The sequence below is a fragment of the Plantactinospora sp. WMMC1484 genome (assembly GCF_049315195.1).
Taxonomy (GTDB): Bacteria; Actinomycetota; Actinomycetes; order Mycobacteriales; family Micromonosporaceae; genus Plantactinospora.
Genome location: NZ_CP186055.1, coordinates 6,403,492 through 6,422,945, shown reverse-complemented (window position 1 = coordinate 6,422,945; position 19,454 = coordinate 6,403,492). Strand labels below are relative to the sequence as shown.

Below are 19,454 nucleotides of genomic sequence, written 5' to 3'. Positions count from 1 at the left end.
CAGCCGGGGCCGCTACGACATCGGCACCTGACCGCCGTGCGGCGTGGGGCCGGCGAAGTCCACCGGCCGCAGTACGGCCAGAATGCCGGCGACGAGCAGCAACACGAGCCCGCTGCCGGCCGCGATCGCGGCGAACGGCCCACCCAGGCCGACCGGCACGGCCCCCGGGTGCAGCGACGGGCCGCCGCCGAGAAGCGCGAGCAGCGGTACGCCGCCGAGCAGCCCGACCAGCCCGACCAGCCCGAGCGCCACGCCGCCCGGCCCGGTGCCACCACCGGCACCCGGGCGGGGCCTCGCCAGCGCGGCGGCGACCGGGCAGAACAGCGTCGCGGCCAGCAGTACCCCGCCGACGACGTCGCTGAAGCGGTGCCAACCGGCGATCATGGTCGCCGCCCCGACGGCGCAGACCCCGACCGCGCCCGGGAGCGCGACCCACCAGCGGGCCGGCGCGGGGAGCACGAGGAGGGTGGCGAGCAGCAGCGCCATCGCCGCCGTGACATGGCCGCTGGGAAAGCTGTTGTGCGTCGTCGAGGTCGGTACCGCGAGATCCGGCCGGATGATCGCCTGCTTGGCGGCGCTCGCGGCGACAACGGCGGCGCCGACCAGGAGGACCCCGGCCAACCCTGCCCACGGCCGCCGGTTCAGCACGCCCAGCAGCAGTATCGCGCCGACCAGCAGCCCCAGTAATCTGAGGTCACCGAAGCAGGCCAGCACCGCCTTTGCCGGCCCGACCAGGTCGGTCGGTTGCTCGTATCCGCCACCGCGTTCGGCCCGGGGAAGCAACCTGCCGTCGAGACTCTGACCGGCGGCGGTGCCGACAAATCCGACGGCGGTCAGGACGAACCCGAGCAGGCCACCCAGCCCGGCCCGGAGCAGCCGCCCGACGGGTCGCCCCGGTGAGGGCGGTGGCGGTTGCGGCGGCGTCGCGGGCGGATGCGGCGACACCGGGCGCAGCGGCGATACCAGGTGCATGAGGCAAGGATGGAGCCTCCGTGTCCGGAAGCTGTGAAGATCCGGTCATGGGGCCGTCGTCATCGCCGCGGACGCAGCCGCGCCCGCAGGCGTACCCGCAGATCCCGTCCGGCGGGTCTGGTCGGGCGGGTGACGGTCACCGGGGCGGCGATCGCCGGGTCGTTCGTCAGTACGGCGCGATGCAGGCTCCGCAGTTCCTCGCCCGGCCCGACACCGAGCTGGTCCACCAGCACCTCCCGCACCGACTGGTACGTCTCCAGCGCCTCGGCCTGCCGGCCGGACCGGTACAGCGCGACCATCAGCCGACCCCACAGCGACTCCCGCAGCGGTTGCTGGGCGGTGAGGTCACGCAGCTGCGGCAGCAGGTCGCCGTGCACCCCGGCGGCGAGCAGCAGGTCGATCCGGCGCTCGGTCGCGGCGTACCACTCCTCGGTGAGGCCCGGTGCGTGCTCCGCGACGAGCCATTCGGAACCCACGTCCTGCAACGGCCTGCCGCGCCAGCACGCCAGTGCCCGGTCGAGCAGGTCCAGGGCGGTCGCGGGTTCGGCGTACCGGGCCTCGCAGGCGAGGGTGCGGAACTGGAACACGTCGACGGTGTGCCTGGGCACCGCGAGTGTGTAGCCACCCGCCGCGCTGGAGATCACGTCCGTGCCGAGGTCCTGCCGGACCCGGGTGACGATGGTGGAGAGCGCACGCCGGGCCAGCGCCGGCGGCTCCTCGCCCCAGAGGTATCTCGTCAGCGTGGCGGTGCTGACGGCCCGCCCCGGAGTGAGCGCCAACGCGCTGAGCGCCACCTGTCGGCGGGGTGCGGCGACGGTCACCGGCCGGCCGTCCAGGACCACCCGCACCGGACCGAGCAGGCCGATTTCCAGGTCACTACCCATCATCCACTCCCCCCTGAGCGACGACGGTTGCGGACGCGTTACCAGCAGGTCCCGCAGACGGGGCGGGGTTTCCAGTCCGCCGCCACCACCTGGACCACGCGGTCGACCAGCGGATCGTCCGTCGGCAGTGGCCGCACGACCACCGCTCCCTCCAGGTAGTCCCAGACCGCCCGGAGGCACGCGACCCGCGCGTCGTAGTCGGTGACGACACAGATCGCGAGATCCACCTCCCCGTCCGGGACCCGCTTCGCCTCGTGGAACGGCGTGGACCCGGCGGGTGCGTACGGTCGGAAGTGGGAGGCGTACAGGAGACCGTGCGAAAAGACGGACTCGTAGATGGCGTACCCGAAACTGGCGGCCGCCTTCGGATCGGCGCAGTCGAGCTGACCCGCCAGGGTGAGGAAGTCGCCCTCCTTCTCGTCGGTCACGGTGGCGTCCAGGGTGCCCGAGGCACACGGGATACGCGGCCACGGATCCGCCGCCAGCGCGGGCCCGGCGGTGACCACGACGGCCACGGTGGTGACGAGGGCGGCGACCAGCGCCGCGAGTAGGCGTTTCATCGATCCTCTCCATCAGTGGATTCGGTGCTGTGCGGGCTCGCCGCCTGCATGGCGCCGAGGGCGAGGCCGAGCTGGAAGCGGTTTTCCACGCCGAGCCGGTCCATCAAGGACCGCAGCGCGTACGTGACCGAGCGGGTCGACATGCCGAGCTCCTTCGCGACACTGGTGTCGGTGTGCCCCTGGGCGAGCAGCGCGACGATCGCCTTCTCTCGTGGTGTGAGCACGACCTCGGGTACTCCGTTCCAGCGTGGATCTGTCGCCTCCGTCCAGTACCGGACGAACAGCGAGACGAGCGAGGCGACCGTTCCTGGATCGACGACCTCCCAGGTTCCCTCGTCCAGGCCCAGTGGATCGACGGCGATCAGCGCGACGCGTCGGTCGAAGATCATCAGTTTCTGCGGCAGCTCGGGCGCCTCCCGGTATTCGCCGCCGAGTCGGGCGAACTCCGTGGCGTGCCGCGACGACCGGTCGCCGTCGGCCGGTGACCGGCCGAGCGAGCGCAGCCGGACCCGGCGCTCGAGCAGGGCGATGTCCATGGGGGCGGCGATCGCCAGGGCGTCGGCGCTGAAGACCTTCTCCGGATTCATCGCCAGGTGCTCGGTACGCTCCAGCGCCACCAGCTCGGCGATGCGGCTGCGGGTCGTCGCGCGGTCCGGCAGGCGCCGGGCCGCAAGCGGGCGCCGCGCCCCCGGGCGCACCAGGTCGGCGAAGCCCCCGGCAGCGGGGCGGGCCCGCCGCAGTGCCCGCTGTCGCAGCGTCGTGACCGCCACCTCCACCGGCATCGCCTGCCAGGTCACCGCTCCGGCACCCGGCTCGGGCGACGCGGCGGTCGGCCCGATCAGATCGGCATCCTCCAACTCGTCGATCGCGGCCCGGACCCGCCGCCCGGCGAGCCCGAGATTGGCTGCGACCGTGCCGGCATCCCGCGAGCCGAAGCTGACCAGGCAGCGGTAGACCAGGTCGGCATCGGCGGAGATCCCCCAGCGGACCAGCAGCGGCACCGCCCGGCCGACGGCGAGCCCGCCTGCACCCCTCCCCGTCATGGACAACTCCCTCCCCCTGGGAATCGCTACGCCGCGATACAAACACAGGACGCCACCGATGTCTCGGGCCGGAACGGCCGCAGGACTGATTCGTTGCGTGATCGCGCAATGACGGGACGCGTGATTGTGGCATGACGGGGCGCCCCCACCCGTTTCACCGGGTCGCCGCTGCCGGCAGGCCCTCGGGTGACCGCTCCGGCCGGGTCGACACCCGGACCGGAGTGGTCACCCGGCAGGTCAGGGCTTCTGCGCGACGCCGCCGTATCCGTCGACCGGCTCCGCGTCGGGGTCCTCCGCGCGCCACCGCGAGATGGAGACCACGCCCGGTTCCAGCAGGGTCAGGCCGTCGAAGCACTGCTCGATCTGGGCCGGGCTGCGCAGGACGTACGGGACGGCGCCGGTGTCGTCGTAGCCCTGCTGGGCCTCGTCGAACCCCGCACTGGTGTTGGTGCTGTCCCAGAGGATCAGGTAGCTGCCGCTCGGCACGGCGGCCATTACCCGGGACACGATGGAGCGGACCTCGTCGAAGTCGGCGACGTGACCCAGGACGCCCATGAACATGACCGCGATCGGCTGGGTGAAGTTCAGGATGTTCCGGGCGTCGGCGATGATCTGGTCCGGATCGTGGAAATCCGCCTCGACGTAGTCGGTGACGCCCTCCGGAGTCGTGTTGCTGAGCAGGGCGCGGGCGTGCGTCAGCACGAGCGGGTCGTTGTCCACGTAGACGACCCGGGACTCCGGGGCGGCCCGCTGCGCGACCTGGTGGGTGTTGTCCAGGGTCGGCAGGCCGGTGCCGATGTCGAGGAAGTTGCGGATGCCCCTGTCCGCCGCCAGATGACCGACGGCGCGGATGAGGAACTGCCGTGACTGCTTGGCCAGCGGGACGATGCCCGGGAAATGCTGCACGTAGGCGTCACCGGCGGCCCGGTCCGCGGCGAAGTTGTCCTTTCCGCCCATCCAGTAGTTCCAGATCCGGGCGGAGTGCGGCACGCCGCTGTCGAGCTTGTCGGACGCGAGGTGGTGGGGCGGCAATGCTTCCTTCGTCACTTGGCCTTCCTTCTGGTCTCCCCATCGAAAACGACCTCTCCACGGTAGAGGGTCGATCTCCGGTAGGTATATGCCCGCGGGCGCGCGACCGCGCGTTCTCAGCGCTGCTCCGGCACGACGCCGGTCGGGTCGTACGCTTCGTCGCCGCCCGTGCCGGCCGGGCGGGGCCGGAGCCGCACCCTGCTGATGGCGCGCCGGGAGACCTCGGCGACCTGCGCGGTGAAGGCCGGCAACTCGACGCTCTCGCCCGGCTCCGTGGGGATGTGGCCGAGACGGGCGAGGAGTAGGCCGGCGACGGTGGTGTAGTCGCCGCCGTCGGGTTCGTCGAGCGCGAGACCGATGTCGGGCAGGTCGTGGATCGGAAACGTGCCGGCCACCAGCATCGCGCCGTCGGGCTCCCGGACGACCGCCTGGACGTCCCGGTCGGTCTCGTCGTAGATCTCGCCGACGATCTCCTCGATCAGGTCCTCCATGGTGACGATGCCGTCGTTGGCGCCCCGCTCGTCGACAACGACGGCGAACTGCTGGCGCTGCTGGCGCATCTGCCGCAGGGCGTCGGTGACCCCGAGCGTCTCGGGCAGGAAGAGCGCCGGCGCGGCGTGCTCGGCGACCGCGCCCGTGTCGTCGAGCAGGTCTCGCAGGTGGACGATGCCGACCACGTCGTCGAGGCCACCCCGGGTGACGACCGGCGCCCGGCTGTGGCCGGACTCGGCGAGCAGGCGTCGTGCCTGCGCGGTGGGCAGCCCGGCGTGCAGCGTGACGACCTGGCCGCGCGGTACGAGGATCTCCCGCAGGATCCGGTCGGCGATCTCGAATGCCCCGCTGATGATCGTGCGGTGCTCGGCGGAGAGCCCGCGCTGTGCCGTGACCATGTCCCGCAGTTCCTCGGCGCTGACCTCCTCCGGGCGGCCCTCGGGATCGGCGCCGGCCAGCCGGACGACCAGGTTCGTGGCCCTGCTGAGCAGCCACACGACGGGGCGGGAGAACGCGGCGAGCAGGTCGAGCGGGCGGGCCACCAGAAGTGACCAGCCCTCGGCCCGCTGCATCGCGACCCGTTTCGGGGCGAGTTCGCCGAGGACCAGGCTGACGAAGGTCAGCAGGATCGTCACCAGGACGATGGAGGCGGGTTCGGCGGCCGAGCCGAGGACGTCGAGCGCCGGCACCAGGGGCGCGGCCAGCGAGACGGCCGCGGCGGCCGAGGCGAGGAAGTTGGCCAGCGTGATGTAGATCTGGATGGTGGCGAGGAACCGGTTGGGGTCGCGGGCGAGCCGCGCCAGCACCCGGCCACCGCGCGACTGGCGCTCCAGCCGTTGCACCTGGCTCTCCCGCAGCGACACCAGCGCCATCTCGCTGCCGGAGAACGCCGCGTTGACCAGTACCAGAAACAGAACCAGTGCCACCTGTAGCCCGTAGCCGTCCACCGACGCCCGGCCTCCTCATCCCGCGGGGTGCGGGCCTCAACCTACCGGTACGCCCGGCTCAGGTGGCGAGCACGATCGTCATTCCGAGGTACGTGGCGAGCAGCAGGCTCCCCTCGAAGCCCAGCCGCCCCCAGCCGCAGGTCTGCCGGACGAGCAGCCCGGCGAGCAGGATGACGGTCATCAGCAGGCCGCTGGTGGTGATGAAGAGGTCCTCGTTGCCTGCTGCGTGGTAGATGGAGCCCTGCCGGTAGGCGATGTCCCCGACCACCAGCGTGATCACGTCGAGGATGTTCCCGCCGAGGACGGCGGCGATGGCGAGGGTGACCGCACCCCGGCGTACGGCGGCGATGGCGGTGACGGTCTCCGGCAGGCCGTTGACGATGCCGAGCAGCACACCGCCGGTGAACCCGGCGGTGAGGCCGGTGGTCTCGACGAGACTCTCGGCGGCCAGCGACACCCCCCAGCCGCTGGCCGCGACGACCAGGCCGACCACGGCGAAGCGCAGCCAGAGCACGGGCATGCGGTAGCTGTCGAGGACGCCGTGCTCCTGCGGCACGTCGGGGAGGGTCTCGGTGGTGCCGACGGCCTGCCACATCGGCCTGGTGCCGGCGGTCCGGATCAGCCGCAGCCCGCCGAGATAGCAGGCGACGAGCGCGATCGAGACCGGGTGGATCCCGCCGATGGTGACGTCCGGGCTGTAACTGCCCAGCAGGGCCAGCGCGAGCAGGGCGATCAGTAGGCAGCCGAAGAGCAGGTTTGAGACCGAGGCGGCGGCGTGTTCGAGGTTGACCCGGCGGTAGAAGGCGTCGGCGACCGCGACGGCGGTGGTCTGGGCGGCGATACCGCCGACGGCGTTGCTGTAGCCGAGATGTGGGTGCCCGCCCGCCGCCGTGACCGCGGTGATCACGATCCCGGAGAGCCCGGTCGCGACGCCGAAGAAGACCACGCCGAAGACGGCCTCGCCCCAGCCGGTCCGGTCCGCCAGTGCGTCGCCGAGGGCGACCAGCCGGATGCTGCCGAGGATCGTGATCAGGCTGGCGACGGCGAAGATGCCGACGGTCGGACCGAGCGGCCAGGGCGTGGCGGGTAGAAAGCCCAGCATCGGGCGGTTATTCCCGGGTTGCGAGCTTCGAAGCGTGCCGCCGCACCCGCAGATCGTGAGCGGGCCGGGTGGGGGAGCGGGCCGTACCGGCGGCCGGCGCGGACCGTCACCGGTCCGACCGGTCCAGCCACATCTCCAGGCCGTCGAGGAGCCGCTCCAGCCCGAACATGAAGCTCTCGTCCCAGACCCGCTCCGGGTCGTAGGCGGCCGGACCCACCTGCTGCCGCCACTCGTCGTAGTGCGGGTGGTCGGGGGCGATCCGCCGTACGTTCGCTTCGAGCTTCTCCGCGATCTCGCGCATCGACATGCCGGACCGTCGCATGCTGTTCAGCATCGCCGAGACAGTCGTCGCGGAGCCGATCGCGTGCGCGCTCAGCATCGCACTCGCGTGGGCCAGCTCCAGCCCTGCGAAGCCGGCGGCGGTGAGCAGGGCCACCGTGCGGTCGCCGATGCGCATCGCGTTGGGGCCGATGGTCGGCCGCACGCCGAGCAGGCCGATCGCCCAGGGGTGGCGCAGCAACATCGCCCGGATGCCGGTGGCCAGGACCGAGGCGCCCACCCGCCAGCTCGTGTCGCCGACCTCGGGCACGTAGACCTCGCCCATCACCTCGTCGACCGCGAGTTCGAGCAGTTCGTCCTTGTTCGCCACGTACCAGTACACCGAGGTCGCGCCCGCGCCGAGCCGGGTGCCGAGGCGGCGCATGCTCAGCCCGGCCGGTCCCTCGGCGTCCAGCAGTTCGATCGCGGTGCGCACGATCTGCTCCCGGCTCAGTGTGGGCTGTTCGCCCCGGGCCCGGGACGGGCGCAGCCACACCGAGCTGGTGAACGGGTCCGACTTAGAGGGCATCCACGATCCTTCCGACCCGGCCAGTCTAGCGACCGTCGTACGGTGTTCGAGATTGCTGTACGGTGTGCGAGAACCCTCGCACGCTGTACGGGCGTGCGCCGCGAGCGGAGGTCGTCCATGCCCACATCCCACCCACGGCGCTGGTGGATCCTTGGCGTGCTCTGTCTGAGCCTGCTGGTGGCCGTCATCGACAACATGGTGCTCAACATCGCGATCCCGTCGCTGATGCGCGACCTCGGCGCGAGCACCTCGGACATCCAGTGGATCCTCGACGCGTACATCCTGGTCTTCGCCGGCCTGCTGCTCGTCGCCGGCAGCCTCTCCGACCGGTACGGCCGACGGCGGGCCCTGGTCATCGGCCTGGCCGTCTTCGGCGGCGCGTCGGTGCTGGCCACCCTCTGCCAGACGCCCGGTCAGCTCATTGCGGCCCGGGCGCTGATGGGCGTGGGCGGCGCCTTCCTGATGCCCGGCACCCTCGCCATCCTCACCACGGTCTTCGACGACTCCGAGCGGAAGAAGGCAATCGCAATCTGGAGCTCGGTACTGGTGCTCGGCGGCCTCGGCGGCCCGACCCTCGGCGGCCTGCTGTTGCAGCACTTCTGGTGGGGTTCGATCTTCCTGTTGAACGTCCCGATCGCCGTCCTCGGCATCGTGGCCGCGCTCGCGATCATCCCCGAGTCGCGGGGTCCGGCCGGCCGTCCCGACGTTGTCGGCGCGCTGCTCTGCACGCTCGGGATGACGGCACTGGTCTGGGCGGTCATCTCCTCGGCGCAGCACGGCTGGTCGTCCGCGTCGACCGTCGGCGGGCTCGTCGCCGCGGTCGTGCTGCTCGCCACCTTCGCGCTCTGGGAGCACCGGGTCGCCGAGCCGATGGTGCCGACGGCGTTGTTCCGGGACCGCAACTTCGGCGGAGCCAGTCTCTCGATCGTGCTGCTCTCCCTCGCCGCCGGAGGCGTGCTGCTCGCCCTGACCCAGTACCTCCAGTTCGTCCTCGGCTACGAGCCGCTCCGTGCCGGCCTGGCGTTCGTGCCGATGCTGGTCACCGTGCTGGCCTGCAACGGCCTCGGCGTCGTGGTCGACAAGCGGTTCGGCGCCCGGGTCGCGGTCGCTTCCGGGCTGTCGCTGATGGCCGCCGGCTTCGGGGTGCTCGCCTCCATCGGGTCCGCCGACGGCTATCCGACGCTGGCCGTCGCGCTGGTCCTGATCGGGGCGGGCAGCGGGATCGCCGGCCCACCCGCCGTCGGCACCCTGCTCGCCGCGCTGCCGCAGGAGCGGGCCGGCGTCGGCTCGGCGGTCAACGACACCGTGGCGCAGATCGGCGCGGCACTCAGCGTCGCGGTCCTGGGCAGCGTGCTGACCGCCACCTACCGGGCCGCGATGCCGGCCTGGGCGGGACCGGCCCGGGAGTCGATCGGCGAAGCACTCCGGATCGCCGCCGCCACCGGGGACGCCGGGCTGGCCCGCCTGGCCCGGGACGCCTTCGTCGAGGCGATGTCCGGCACCGCGCTGGTCGGAGTGGCCGGCGGCATCGCCGCCGCGGTGGTGGCGGCGCTGGTCATCCGGCCGCGACCGGCCCCGCCGGTGCCCGCGCCCGTGGCGCCGGTCGAGGTCGGCGAGCCGGGTCAGCCGGTGGAACAGTCCGCCTCGGCGGCCTCGACCTCGTCGACGAGTCTTGCCAGCGCCCCGGCCAGGGTGACCAGCCCGCCGGTCGGCGGGCCGCCGGGCTCGACCAGGTAGCCGTCCCGCCGGATCTCCAGCATCAGGGCGCTCACCCGGCGGTCCCGGCCGTAGTGCCGCAACGGCACGTAGCAGCCCGCGAACGGCGTGTCCACGTCGATCTCGCCGCAGCCGGCGAACGCCGCCCGGCCGGCTGCCAGCAGCCGGTCCGGGGTGTGCACCGGGTCGGTGCCGAGGCAGACCGCCGGCCGGCCGGCACCGCCGATCTCGTACGGCAGCCGGTGGCTCGGATAGGAGTGCACGTCCAGGATGGTCAGCCGGCCCCGCGCGGCCAACCGGGTGTCCACGAGGTCGGCGACCGCCAGGGCGTAGGGCCGGTACCAGCGCTCCAGCAGATCCTCCTCCGCCACTCGGTCGTCGGCGCGCAGCCGGGAACCGTCGCTGGTCCGGGTGTAGACGGCGGCCATCCCGACCGCCCGCATCGGCTCGCGCTCGTCCGGGAACCGTTCGGGGTCGACGACCAGCCGGGAGAGCAGGTTGACGAACATCCACGGTCTGCGCCCGGCGAGCGCGGCGGCCCCGGCCGCGATCCGGTCGGTGTGCGCGTCGGTCATCCTGGCCAGCTCGGCGGCGAGAGCGGCATCGTCCAGCAGCAGCCCTCGGCGTACCTCCGGCGGGACCAGCCGGCCGGCGTGCGGCACGTGCAGCAGGACGCCGCTGTCGGCGTCGCCCGGCACGACCTGGAAGCCGGTCGCCGGCTCCGGCCCGCTCCGCTGCACCCCGTCCCCGTCCGGCCGCCTGCCTGCCTGTCGTCGGGGACGCTAGCACGACGGTACCGGCCCGGCGGCGGCGAACAGAGCGGCGCCTGCGCGGCGGCCGTTCCGCGCGGCGTCGGGGCCGGGCGGGAGAGGTTCCGACAGATGTACGTTGTTCGATCGAGAGCCCGGCTCGTAACCTACCCACGCCCCTGACCGGCGAATAAGGAGTGGGTATGGGTCGGATCAACAGGATCTGGCGGGTCGGACTCGCGGTGCTTCCGGTGGCGCTGGTCGCCGTGCTGGGCGCCGCGCCACCGGCGCTCGCCCGGCAGGCACCGTCGATCGTGGTCGGTGACGGCGTGACCCAGCCGGTCTTCGGCTACGCCGACGCCATCCGGGAACGGCTCTTCATCGACTCCACGTTCGACAGCGACAACGACGGCCTGCGCGACATCATCGCGTTCGACCTGATCCGGCCGAAGGCCACCGCCGACGGGCTCAAGGTGCCGGTCATCATGGACGCCAGCCCGTACTACTCGACGATCTGTCGCGGCAACGAGTCCGAGTGCAAGGTCGACATGGACGGCGACGGCCTGCTCGACAAGTGGCCGCTCTTCTACGACAACTACTTCGTGCCGCGTGGCTACGCGGTGATCCTGCTGGACATGGTCGGCACCAACAACTCGACCGGCTGCCCGACCACCAACGCCAACCAGGACAACCTCAGCGCCAAGCAGGCGGTGAACTGGCTCAACGGCCGGGCCACGGCGCGCAATGCCGCGGGGCAGGTTGTCGAGGCCGAGTGGCACAACGGTCGTACCGGGATGATCGGCAAGTCGTACGACGGTTCGCTGGCCATGGCGACGGCCGTGACCGGCGTGAAGGGCCTGACCACGATCGTGCCGATCAGCGGCCCGACGGAATACTACGACTACGTACGCAGCAACGGCGTGGTCACCCGGGGCAACAGTTACGTGGCCTACCTGGCGAACGCGGTGACGAACCCGGAGCGGCGGGACTACTGCAAGCCGGTCCGGGACGCGATGGCCGCCGCCGACGGCGACGAGACGGGCGACTACTCGCCGTTCTGGGGCGAGCGCAGCTACGTCAAACGGGCGGACCGGGTCAAGGCCAGCGTCCTGCTCTATCACGGCCTCAACGACGACAACGTGCGGCCGGACCACTTCAGCAAGTTCTGGTACGAGCTGGCCGCCAACGACGTGCCGCGGAAGCTCTGGCTCTCCCAGGAGGGACACGTCGACCCCTTCGACTCGCGCCGGGCGGTCTGGGTGGCGACGCTGCACCGCTGGTTCGACTACTGGTTGCACCAGGTGCCGAACGGGATCATGGACGAGCCCCGGGTCGACCTGGAGCGCTCCGCCGACGTGTGGGAAACGCACGCGGACTGGCCCATCCCGGGGAGCACCGAGACCGAGGTCTTCCTCCAGCCGGGCAGCGGCGGCGCGGGCGGCCTCAAGCTGGTGCCGGTGCAGAAGGCGGTCACCCAGACCTTCGCGGACGACCCGGCGCAGAGCCAGAACACCATGATCCTCGACCCGGAGACCGTCCGACCGAGCCGGTTGGCGTACCTGTCGGAGCCGCTGCGCGCCCCGGTGCACGTCTCCGGTACGCCGGTGCTGAAGCTGCGGGCCGCCGCCGACAAGACCGACACGAACCTCGGGGTGATCCTGGTCGACTACGGCACCGCCGAGCGGGTGGCGCACCGGGCGTCGGGGGAGGGCATCATCACCCTGGAAACCCAGGACTGCTGGGGCGAGACCAGCCCGACCGATGACGGCTGCTACCGGCAGACCGCGAAGCGGGTGGTCACCGCCGACCTCGAACTGGTCACAAAGGGCATCCTGGACGCGCAGAACCGGCAGTCGCTGCGCCGGGCCACCCCGCTGGTCCCGGGGCAGCGCTACAACTTCGAGTTCCCGCTGTTGCCGGAGGACTACGTCTTCCAGCCCGGCCACCGGATCGGTGTGATCGTGGTGGGTAGCTATCCGCAGTACTCCAGCGAGGTCGATCCGAACCGGGCCACCATCGACGTGGCGCTGAAGACCAGCCACATCGTCCTGCCGATCGTCGGCGGCACCCCCGCCGCGCACGCCGCCGGGCTCTGATCCGGTCACCCCCGGCGGCCGTTCGCGGGACGGCCGCCGGGGGGAGCACACCGTGGCCGGGCGGAAACGACCGGTCACGGGCTCTCCGTGAGGTCGCCGCCAGGTGTATGCTCCGCCGGTTGAGCCCTACCCCAGTGGCGTGTGCCCCCGGACGCGCCGGGCTCGCGACCGTATGGAGGATGGCGCATGTCCCAAGGCCAGGAGCTTTTCGACCTGCACGAGGACAAGACTTCACGGCCCAGCTTCGAGACCACGCTGCGCGGCTACGACAAGCGGCAGGTGGAGCAGTACGTGGCGCAGACCGCCAACGAGCTGTCGAAACTCGTCTCCGAGCGCGAGCAGGCGTTCAGCCACATCCAGGGGCTGACCGTCCATCTCCAGCAGGTGCAGGCCGAGCTGACCGACCTGCGGGAACGGCCGCCGCAGGTGGACCGGGCATCGTTCCGGGACCTGGGGCCGATGGTCGACCAGATCATGGCGTTGGCCGAGAAACAGGCCGGCGTGATCGTCGACGCCGCCGCCCAGCGGGCCAACGAACACCAGACGGAGGCGGAGCGGGTCCTCGCCGACGCCCGTGAGCAGGCCGAGAAACTGGTCGCCGAGGGCGAGGCGAGCCGGGAGCGGGCCGAGCAGGAGGCGCAGCGGGTCAGCGAGCGGAGCACGCAGCAGCTCGAACGGGCCCAGGCCCAGGCCGAGTCGATGCTGGAGGCGGCGCGCAACCAGGTCCAGCAGGAGATCGAGACGGCCCGCACGCAGACCCAGCAGGAGCTGGCGCAGTGGCAGTCCACCGTGGAGCGGGAGCTGACCGACCTGCGTAAGGCCACCGAGCAGGAGCTGGAGCGCCAGCAGAAGCAGGTCGAGGAGGTGAACGCGAACCTCCGGGCGGAGGCCCAGCAATACTCCTCCGAGCTGCGGCGGCGCGCGGACGAGCAGGCCACCGCCCACCAGCAGCAGTTGGCCGCGCTCCAGGAGGAGGTCGAGACGCGGCAGCAGGCGCTCAGCCGGTTGCAGGCCGCGCAGGAGACCGCGCAGCAGCGACTCGCGCAGTCCCGCCAGGAGGGGGTCACGGCGGAGCACGAGTTCGCCCAGTTGCAGCAGCGCCTCGGCGAGGTCCGGCAGGACCTGACCGCCGAGCTCAACCGGCTCGACGAGGCCAGGCGGGCGGCCGAGCAGGCCGAGCGGCAGGCCGCCGAGGTACGGGCCCGGACGCAGCGGGAGGCGAAGCGGCTGGCGGACCGGGCTGCCGCCGCGGTCATGGCGGCTGCGGCGCTCACCGGGGAGACCGGTGAATACCAGATGGTGGCGGTCCGGGCCGACGCCAGCCGCGCCCAGGCCGAGCCACCGGTGCAGCCGGTCGTGGCCGAGCCGGTCGTGGCCGAGCCGGTGGCGGTGGAGCCGGTCGACCGGACCGGACCGGGCGACCGGCCCGAGTCAGGCGACCGGCCCGAGTCAGGCGACCGGCCCGAGTCAGGCGACCGGCAGCACGCCGCGGCCGTGCGGCACGAGCCGGAGCAGCGGCACGAGCCGGGCGTACGGCACGACCCGACTGAGCGGCACGACCCGATTGAGCAGCGGCACGAGCCGGTCGAGCAGCGCGAACAGGCCGCGAGCACGTTCGACGCGTTCCAACCCTCGCCGCGGCAGTCCGCGGACCAGCACCAGCAATCGCATCCGCACGCGTACGCGCCGAACGGCGGTGACCCCGGCCGCTACTAGGCCACAGGTGGTGTGGTGCGGACCGTGATGGTTGGTCGGGTACGTCCGCCAGGCGCGACTCAACGGACGTGGGCGTCGCTCGACACGCTCGGTGCCATCGCGGGGACCAGCTCCCGACTGTCGGTGAAGCCGCGGTGAAACGGCAACCTGCTCCACTGATGGCGGCAGGTCGTGCGGACCAGCCGTCGTCGTTCGACCGCGGCGGAGGGCGAGTGGCCGGCAGGGTGGCTCGCTCTACGCCAGCGGTATGAGATTGAGGGAGTGCTGTGGTAGCCAGGCGAGAGTTGTTGAGGGGTACGGCTGCGGTAGGTGTGTCGGCGGTGACCGGTGCCGTGCTGGCGGGCGGTTCGGCCGCGCCCGCGTCGGCCGGCGGCACCGGGGGAAGGCAACACTCGTGGCGGGCGGGACTCTCCCGCCTGCACGACGCCATGGCGGCTCGCGTCGCCCAGGGCAAACTCGTCGGGCTCGTCTACCTCGTCGCTCACCGTGGCATGGTGCACGTCGACACGGTCGGGACCCTGGCGCTGGAAGGTGCCGAGCCGATGCGGCGTGGTACGCCGTTCCGGATCGCCTCGATGACGAAGCCGGTCGTCGCCTCGGCGGCGATGATGCTGGTGGAGGACGGCAGGCTCGCGCTGCACGAGCCGGTCGACCGCCTGCTTCCCGAGCTGGCCGATCAGCGCGTGCTCAGCCGCATCGACGGGCCGCTCGACCAGACCGTTCCGGCTGCTCGCCCGATCACCGTCGAGGACCTCCTGACGTTCCGGATGGGCCACGGCATAATCTTCGAACCGAGCTTCCAGCCGCCGTACCCGGTGATCGACGCCGCGAACCGGCTGCAACTGGTGCTGGCGGAGCCGGACCCACGCACGCCGCACGAGCCGGACGAGTGGATCCGGCGCTTCGGCACCCTGCCGCTGATGTACCAGCCGGGCGAACGCTGGCAGTACAACACCGGCTCGCTCGTCCTCGGTGTGCTGATCGCACGAGCCTCGGGTCGACCGCTTGAAGACTTCCTGCACGAGCGGGTGTTCCGGCCTCTGGGCATGGGACGGACGGGATTCTCCCTGCCGGCCGCCGACGCACGCCGGCTGCCCGGCCTCTACGCGGCGGACCCGGAGACCGGACAGTTGCGGCCGCAACCGGTCTCACTGCCGCAGGAGTGGACCCGATCGCCCGCGTTTCCCTCCGGCGCCGCCGGGCTGGTTTCCACCGTCGACGACTACCTGGCGTTCAGCCGGATGCTGCTCGACCGGGGAGTCCGGCACGGCCGGCGCCTGCTGTCCGAGGAGTCGGTCCGGCTGCTGACGAGTAATCATCTGACGCCGCAGCAGCTCGCCGCGGCCGGGTTGTACCCGCTCACGGGACGCGGTTGGGGCTACGGCATGGGCGTCAGCGTCGTGCCGGACGAGATCTCGGAGCCGGGACGTTATGGCTGGGAGGGCGGTTACGGCACCGCCTGGTTCAACGATCCGAACCGGGACCTGATCGCGATCGCGCTGACGCAAACCGTCGACTTCCTCTTCGACGGCGGGTCCGACGAGTTCCAACGGCTGGCGGCGGCCTGCGTACGGGGGTGACGGGCCCGACATGACCAGACCGGTACCGCCCGCGGCGCTCAACCGTCGGGCTGGTCCCCCTGCCGGCTGTCGGCGACGGCGGCGGGCGCGTCCGCCAGGGAGAAGCGCTCCCGCAACCGGGAGTAGAACCGCGACGGGCGCAGCCGTACCAGATGGGCCGGTGCGCGGGCCGGCAGCACCGTCACCCAGTCGCCGGGGTCCAGCACGCCGCGTAGCTGCCCGTCCACGCTGACCGCCACCTGGCCGGAGCGCTCCAGGACCCGTACCGTCACCGCCTCGTCGGCGGCCATCACCAGGCTGCGGTTGAAGACCATGTGCGGGGCGACGGGGGTGAAGACGAGCGCGCTGAGCCGGGGGGAGAGGATCGGACCGCCGGCGGCGAAGTTGTAGGCGGTGGAGCCGGTCGGGCTGGCCACCACGAGGGCGTCGGCCGAGTAGGAGGCAAAGAGCGTCTCGTCCAGGTAGACGCCGAGGCTGGCCTGACGGTCGCGGGCCAGCTTCTCGAAGACGATGTCGTTGAGCGCGGTGAGGTCCAGCGCCACGCCCGGATGGTCGACCGGCTCCGCCGTACGCGGCAGTGGCGGGGGCGGCGGGAGCAACGGGCCACGCCCGTACCGCAGCAGCGCCTCCATCCCGCCGGGGATCTCCAGCGGGCGGGAGGCGCAGAGCGTCAGCATCAGCCGTTCGTCGAGCTGCACCCGGCCGGAGAAGAACGCGTCCAGTGCCGTGTCGATCTCGGTTGGCTCGATCTCCGTCAGGAAACCCACCCGGCCCACGTTGATGCCGAGCACCGGTACGCCGTCCTTGGCCGCGATCCGGGCGCCACGCAGGAACGTCCCGTCCCCGCCGATGGTCACCACCAGCGCCGGATGGCCGGCCGCCTCGGCCTCGTCGCCCGCGTTGCGGCGCTGCTGATGCCCCCAGGAGGGGTCCCAGACGTCGATGGCGCTGACCTCGACCGAGTGGTCCGCGGCCCAGCGCCGGACGGTTGCGGCCGCCTTCACCGCCGCCGCCCGGCCCTCGTGCACCACCAAGCCGATCCGCTCGCCTGTCATGCTCTCGTCTCTCCCGTCTGGCACCGACGCGCCGGTCCTCGGCCGGTGAACGATCCGATCACGGTACCGGCCACTGCGTATCACGGAGGTGGGCCCGCCGCGCGGACGGTGGTGTCGCGGCCTCCTGACTGAGGAGAGGAGCATGGGCACTCTGCGTATTTTTCTTCTCGTCATGGCCGTGTAACAGCCGCGGTAACAGGACTGTGGTATCGGAAGTTGCCCCGCTCCGCTTGACAGCGACGTAGTGCGGGGCCAGGCTGGGGCCACTGTAAGCGCTTCCGGAAACCGGGTAGATGGTCCGGAGCCTGTAAGCGCTTCCGGATGGATTTGCCCTGTCTTGATGGAGTTGGTATGACGCTGCAGGACCGGCCACAGGTGACGATCTACGAGGTCGCCCAGCGCGTCGGCGTCTCGATCGCCACCGTGTCGCGGGCACTGCGCGGCACCGACTACGTCGCCCCGGAGACCCGTCGCCGGGTCCTGGCAGCGGTCGAGGAGCTGCAGTTCCGGCCCAGCCGGCTGGGGCAGTCCCTGGCCGAGGGGCGGCACGCCGCCAACGGCATCGTCTTTCCCGACCTCGCCGGTCCCTACTACTCCGAGGTGGTGCTCGGCTACGAGGAGGTCGCCGCCGAGCTGGGCAACAGCGTGCTGATCCTCGCCACGCACGGCCGCCCCGACCCGGCCCGCAAGGTGCTCGAGCTGGCCCGCCGGGTGGACGGGATGGTCGTGATGGGCCGCACGGTCACCGACGAGATCGTCGGACAGGTCGCCGAGACCGGCGTACCGACCGTGCTGCTGGCCCGAGTGGCGGTCGGCGCGCTGGACACCATCACGGCCGACAACGACACCGGTGCCCGGCGCCTGGTCACGCACCTGCTCGGGCACGGCTACCGGCACCTCGCCTACCTGGGCGACCCGGACTCCTCGCCCGACGTGACCGCCCGGTACCGGGCGGTCCGGGAGACGCTCGCCGACGCCGGGCGCGAGCCGCCCGGCGCGCCGGTGCGCTGTGCCTTCGACGTGGACGCCGGGCACCGGGCCGCCCGGCAGGCACTGGCCGCCTCGCCCCGCCCGGAGGTGCTGGTCTGCGCCAACGACGAGGTCGCGCTCGGCGCGCTGGCCGCCGCCGCCGAGCTGGGCCTGAGCGTTCCCGCCGACGTCGCGATCACCGGCTGGGACGACGTGATGGCCGCCCGCTACGCCGGGCTCACCACCGTGCACCAGCCGATGCGGGAGTTGGGCGCGACCGCGGCGCGGTGGTTGCAGGACCGGATGACCGGCAGCGGGGCAGCGGTGCGGCGCGAGGTGCTGCCGACCCGGCTCGTCGTGCGGACGAGCTGCGGTCCCCACGACCCCGAGACGGAGGAACCGAGATGACGACGGCGAAACGGAGGTCCGAGATGAGGGCATGGAGACGGTCCGGTGCGGCCGTGGTCGTCGCGGCGGTGATCGCGATGACCGGCTGCGGCCGGGACGAGAGTGGTGGCAACCAGGAGGCGGCCCCGCCGATCGCGGAGGGGAAGGCGACCGGTGAGATCACGGTCTGGGCGATGGGCACCGAGGGGGAGAAGCTCTCCGTCCTCGCGGACGACTTCATGAAGGAGAACCCGGAGGCGAAGGTCACGGTGACGCCGATCCCGTGGGACGGCGCGCACGACAAGCTCGCCACCGCCATCGCGGCGAAACAGACCCCGGACGTCAGCCTGATCGGCACCACCTGGATGGGCGAGTTCGCCAAGACCGGCGGGCTGGACCCGACCCCGGCCGACCTGGTCAGGAAGGACGACTTCTACGAGGGTGCCTGGGACACCACCGTCGTCGACGGCACCTCGTACGGCGTGCCGTGGTATGTCGAGACCCGACTCTTCTACGTGAACACCGCCGTGGCCACCCGGGCCGGCATCACCTCCCCACCGAAGACCTGGGAGGAGTTCAAGTCCGCCGTCGCCGCCATGAAGTCGAGGGGCGGCGCCGAGTGGGGGGTGAATCTGCTACCGCCGGGCTCCGCGATCGGGACCTGGCAGAGTGTGATGCCGTTCGTCTGGTCCAACGGCGGCGACGTGGCCACGGACGGCACCTTCACGCTCGACAGCCCGCAGGCGGTAGAGGCGTTCGCATACTACAAGTCCTTCTTCGACGAGGGGTTGGCGCCGAAGGGTCTGCCGGCGGACGGCCTGGAACCGGCCTTCCTCAGGGGTGAGATCGGGGCGTTCCCGTCCGGTCCGTGGCACATCGGGGTGCTGAAGGAGCAGGGCGGCGCCGACAAGTTCACGCTGTGGACGATGCCGGCCCGGCAGTCGGCGACATCCTTCGTCGGCGGCGGTGACCTGGCAGTGTTCAAGGACGCCAAGAACCGCGACGGGGCGTGGAAGTTCGTCGCCTACCTGAGCCGTCCGGACGTCCAGACGAAGTGGTACAAGACCGTGAGCGACCTGCCGGCGGTCAAGCAGGGCTGGGACGATCCGACGCTCGGCGGCGACCCGCTGCTCTCCACCTTCGGCAAGCAGCTCGAGGACGCGAAGTCGCCACCGGCGATCCCCACCTGGGAGCAGGTCGCCGCGGCGATCGACGGCGAGACCGAGAAGATGGCGAAGGCCGGTCTCGACGCGGCGGAGGCGGCCAGGGCGATGCAGCAGCGGGCGACCTCGATCGGTACCGGGGTCTGA

At 71.9% G+C, this 19,454-nt stretch carries 16 protein-coding genes; 6 read left to right on the top strand and 10 right to left on the bottom strand.

Annotation, left to right across the window (positions count from 1 at the left end; genetic code table 11):
- Positions 1 to 12: 12 nt before the first annotated feature.
- The 8 genes from ACN28C_RS27600 to ACN28C_RS27565 all read right to left on the bottom strand — a co-directional run bounded on the left by ACN28C_RS27600 (position 13) and on the right by ACN28C_RS27565 (position 7,876).
- Positions 13 to 972: a phosphatase PAP2 family protein gene (locus ACN28C_RS27600; protein ID WP_422770433.1), complete on the bottom strand. Its 960-nt coding sequence runs from the start codon at positions 970 to 972 to the stop codon at positions 13 to 15.
- 59 nt (positions 973 to 1,031) lie between these two features.
- The gene (locus ACN28C_RS27595; RefSeq protein ID WP_422770432.1) at positions 1,032 to 1,856 is read right to left on the bottom strand and encodes an AfsR/SARP family transcriptional regulator; all 825 of its coding nucleotides are present in this window, start codon (positions 1,854 to 1,856) and stop codon (positions 1,032 to 1,034) included.
- Between the two features lie 38 nt (positions 1,857 to 1,894).
- The gene (locus tag ACN28C_RS27590; RefSeq protein ID WP_422770431.1) at positions 1,895 to 2,416 is read right to left on the bottom strand and encodes a hypothetical protein; all 522 of its coding nucleotides are present in this window, start codon (positions 2,414 to 2,416) and stop codon (positions 1,895 to 1,897) included.
- Positions 2,413 to 3,459: a LuxR C-terminal-related transcriptional regulator gene (locus ACN28C_RS27585; RefSeq protein ID WP_422770430.1), complete on the bottom strand. Its 1,047-nt coding sequence runs from the start codon at positions 3,457 to 3,459 to the stop codon at positions 2,413 to 2,415. The genes ACN28C_RS27590 and ACN28C_RS27585 overlap by 4 nt, the downstream gene beginning before the upstream one ends.
- A gap of 237 nt (positions 3,460 to 3,696) precedes the next feature.
- A complete protein-coding gene (locus ACN28C_RS27580; protein ID WP_422770429.1) occupies positions 3,697 to 4,506 on the bottom strand; it encodes an SAM-dependent methyltransferase in 810 nt (269 codons plus the stop codon).
- Positions 4,507 to 4,604: 98 nt separating this feature from the next.
- On the bottom strand, positions 4,605 to 5,927 hold the full coding sequence (locus ACN28C_RS27575; RefSeq protein WP_422770428.1) for a hemolysin family protein: 1,323 nt from the start codon (positions 5,925 to 5,927) through the stop codon (positions 4,605 to 4,607).
- Between the two features lie 58 nt (positions 5,928 to 5,985).
- Complete coding sequence (locus ACN28C_RS27570) at positions 5,986 to 7,029, bottom strand: sodium:calcium antiporter (RefSeq protein WP_422770427.1); 1,044 nt, start codon at positions 7,027 to 7,029, stop codon at positions 5,986 to 5,988.
- A gap of 106 nt (positions 7,030 to 7,135) precedes the next feature.
- Positions 7,136 to 7,876: a TetR/AcrR family transcriptional regulator gene (locus ACN28C_RS27565; protein ID WP_422770426.1), complete on the bottom strand. Its 741-nt coding sequence runs from the start codon at positions 7,874 to 7,876 to the stop codon at positions 7,136 to 7,138.
- Between the two features lie 117 nt (positions 7,877 to 7,993).
- On the opposite strand from ACN28C_RS27565, the gene ACN28C_RS27560 reads away from it, so the two are divergent.
- Positions 7,994 to 9,613, top strand: coding sequence for an MFS transporter (locus ACN28C_RS27560; RefSeq protein WP_422770425.1), 1,620 nt, complete (start codon positions 7,994 to 7,996; stop codon positions 9,611 to 9,613).
- Here the strand turns inward: ACN28C_RS27560 and ACN28C_RS27555 are convergent.
- Positions 9,499 to 10,332, bottom strand: a complete 834-nt coding sequence (locus tag ACN28C_RS27555) for an N-formylglutamate amidohydrolase (protein ID WP_422770424.1) — start codon at positions 10,330 to 10,332, stop codon at positions 9,499 to 9,501. The genes ACN28C_RS27560 and ACN28C_RS27555 overlap by 115 nt on opposite strands.
- A gap of 212 nt (positions 10,333 to 10,544) precedes the next feature.
- Here ACN28C_RS27555 and ACN28C_RS27550 point away from each other — a divergent pair, with 212 nt between their 5' ends.
- The 3 genes from ACN28C_RS27550 to ACN28C_RS27540 all read left to right on the top strand — a co-directional run bounded on the left by ACN28C_RS27550 (position 10,545) and on the right by ACN28C_RS27540 (position 15,733).
- On the top strand, positions 10,545 to 12,437 hold the full coding sequence (locus ACN28C_RS27550; RefSeq protein ID WP_422770423.1) for a CocE/NonD family hydrolase: 1,893 nt from the start codon (positions 10,545 to 10,547) through the stop codon (positions 12,435 to 12,437).
- Between the two features lie 186 nt (positions 12,438 to 12,623).
- Positions 12,624 to 14,153 (top strand): hypothetical protein, encoded by a 1,530-nt coding sequence (locus ACN28C_RS27545; protein ID WP_422770422.1) that lies wholly within the window; start codon positions 12,624 to 12,626, stop codon positions 14,151 to 14,153.
- Between the two features lie 320 nt (positions 14,154 to 14,473).
- Positions 14,474 to 15,733 carry a serine hydrolase domain-containing protein gene (locus ACN28C_RS27540; protein WP_422770421.1) on the top strand — a complete coding sequence of 420 codons (1,260 nt, stop codon included), beginning with the start codon at positions 14,474 to 14,476 and terminating at the stop codon, positions 15,731 to 15,733.
- A gap of 38 nt (positions 15,734 to 15,771) precedes the next feature.
- Here the strand turns inward: ACN28C_RS27540 and ACN28C_RS27535 are convergent, their stop codons facing one another.
- Positions 15,772 to 16,788: an NAD(+)/NADH kinase gene (locus ACN28C_RS27535; RefSeq protein WP_422770420.1), complete on the bottom strand. Its 1,017-nt coding sequence runs from the start codon at positions 16,786 to 16,788 to the stop codon at positions 15,772 to 15,774.
- A gap of 351 nt (positions 16,789 to 17,139) precedes the next feature.
- Between ACN28C_RS27535 and ACN28C_RS27530 the strand changes: the two genes are divergently transcribed.
- Together ACN28C_RS27530 and ACN28C_RS27525 are read left to right on the top strand one after the other, a co-directional pair.
- Positions 17,140 to 18,165, top strand: coding sequence for a LacI family DNA-binding transcriptional regulator (locus ACN28C_RS27530; RefSeq protein WP_422770419.1), 1,026 nt, complete (start codon positions 17,140 to 17,142; stop codon positions 18,163 to 18,165).
- A 23-nt stretch (positions 18,166 to 18,188) separates the two neighbouring features.
- A complete protein-coding gene (locus ACN28C_RS27525) occupies positions 18,189 to 19,454 on the top strand; it encodes a sugar ABC transporter substrate-binding protein (protein ID WP_422770418.1) in 1,266 nt (421 codons plus the stop codon).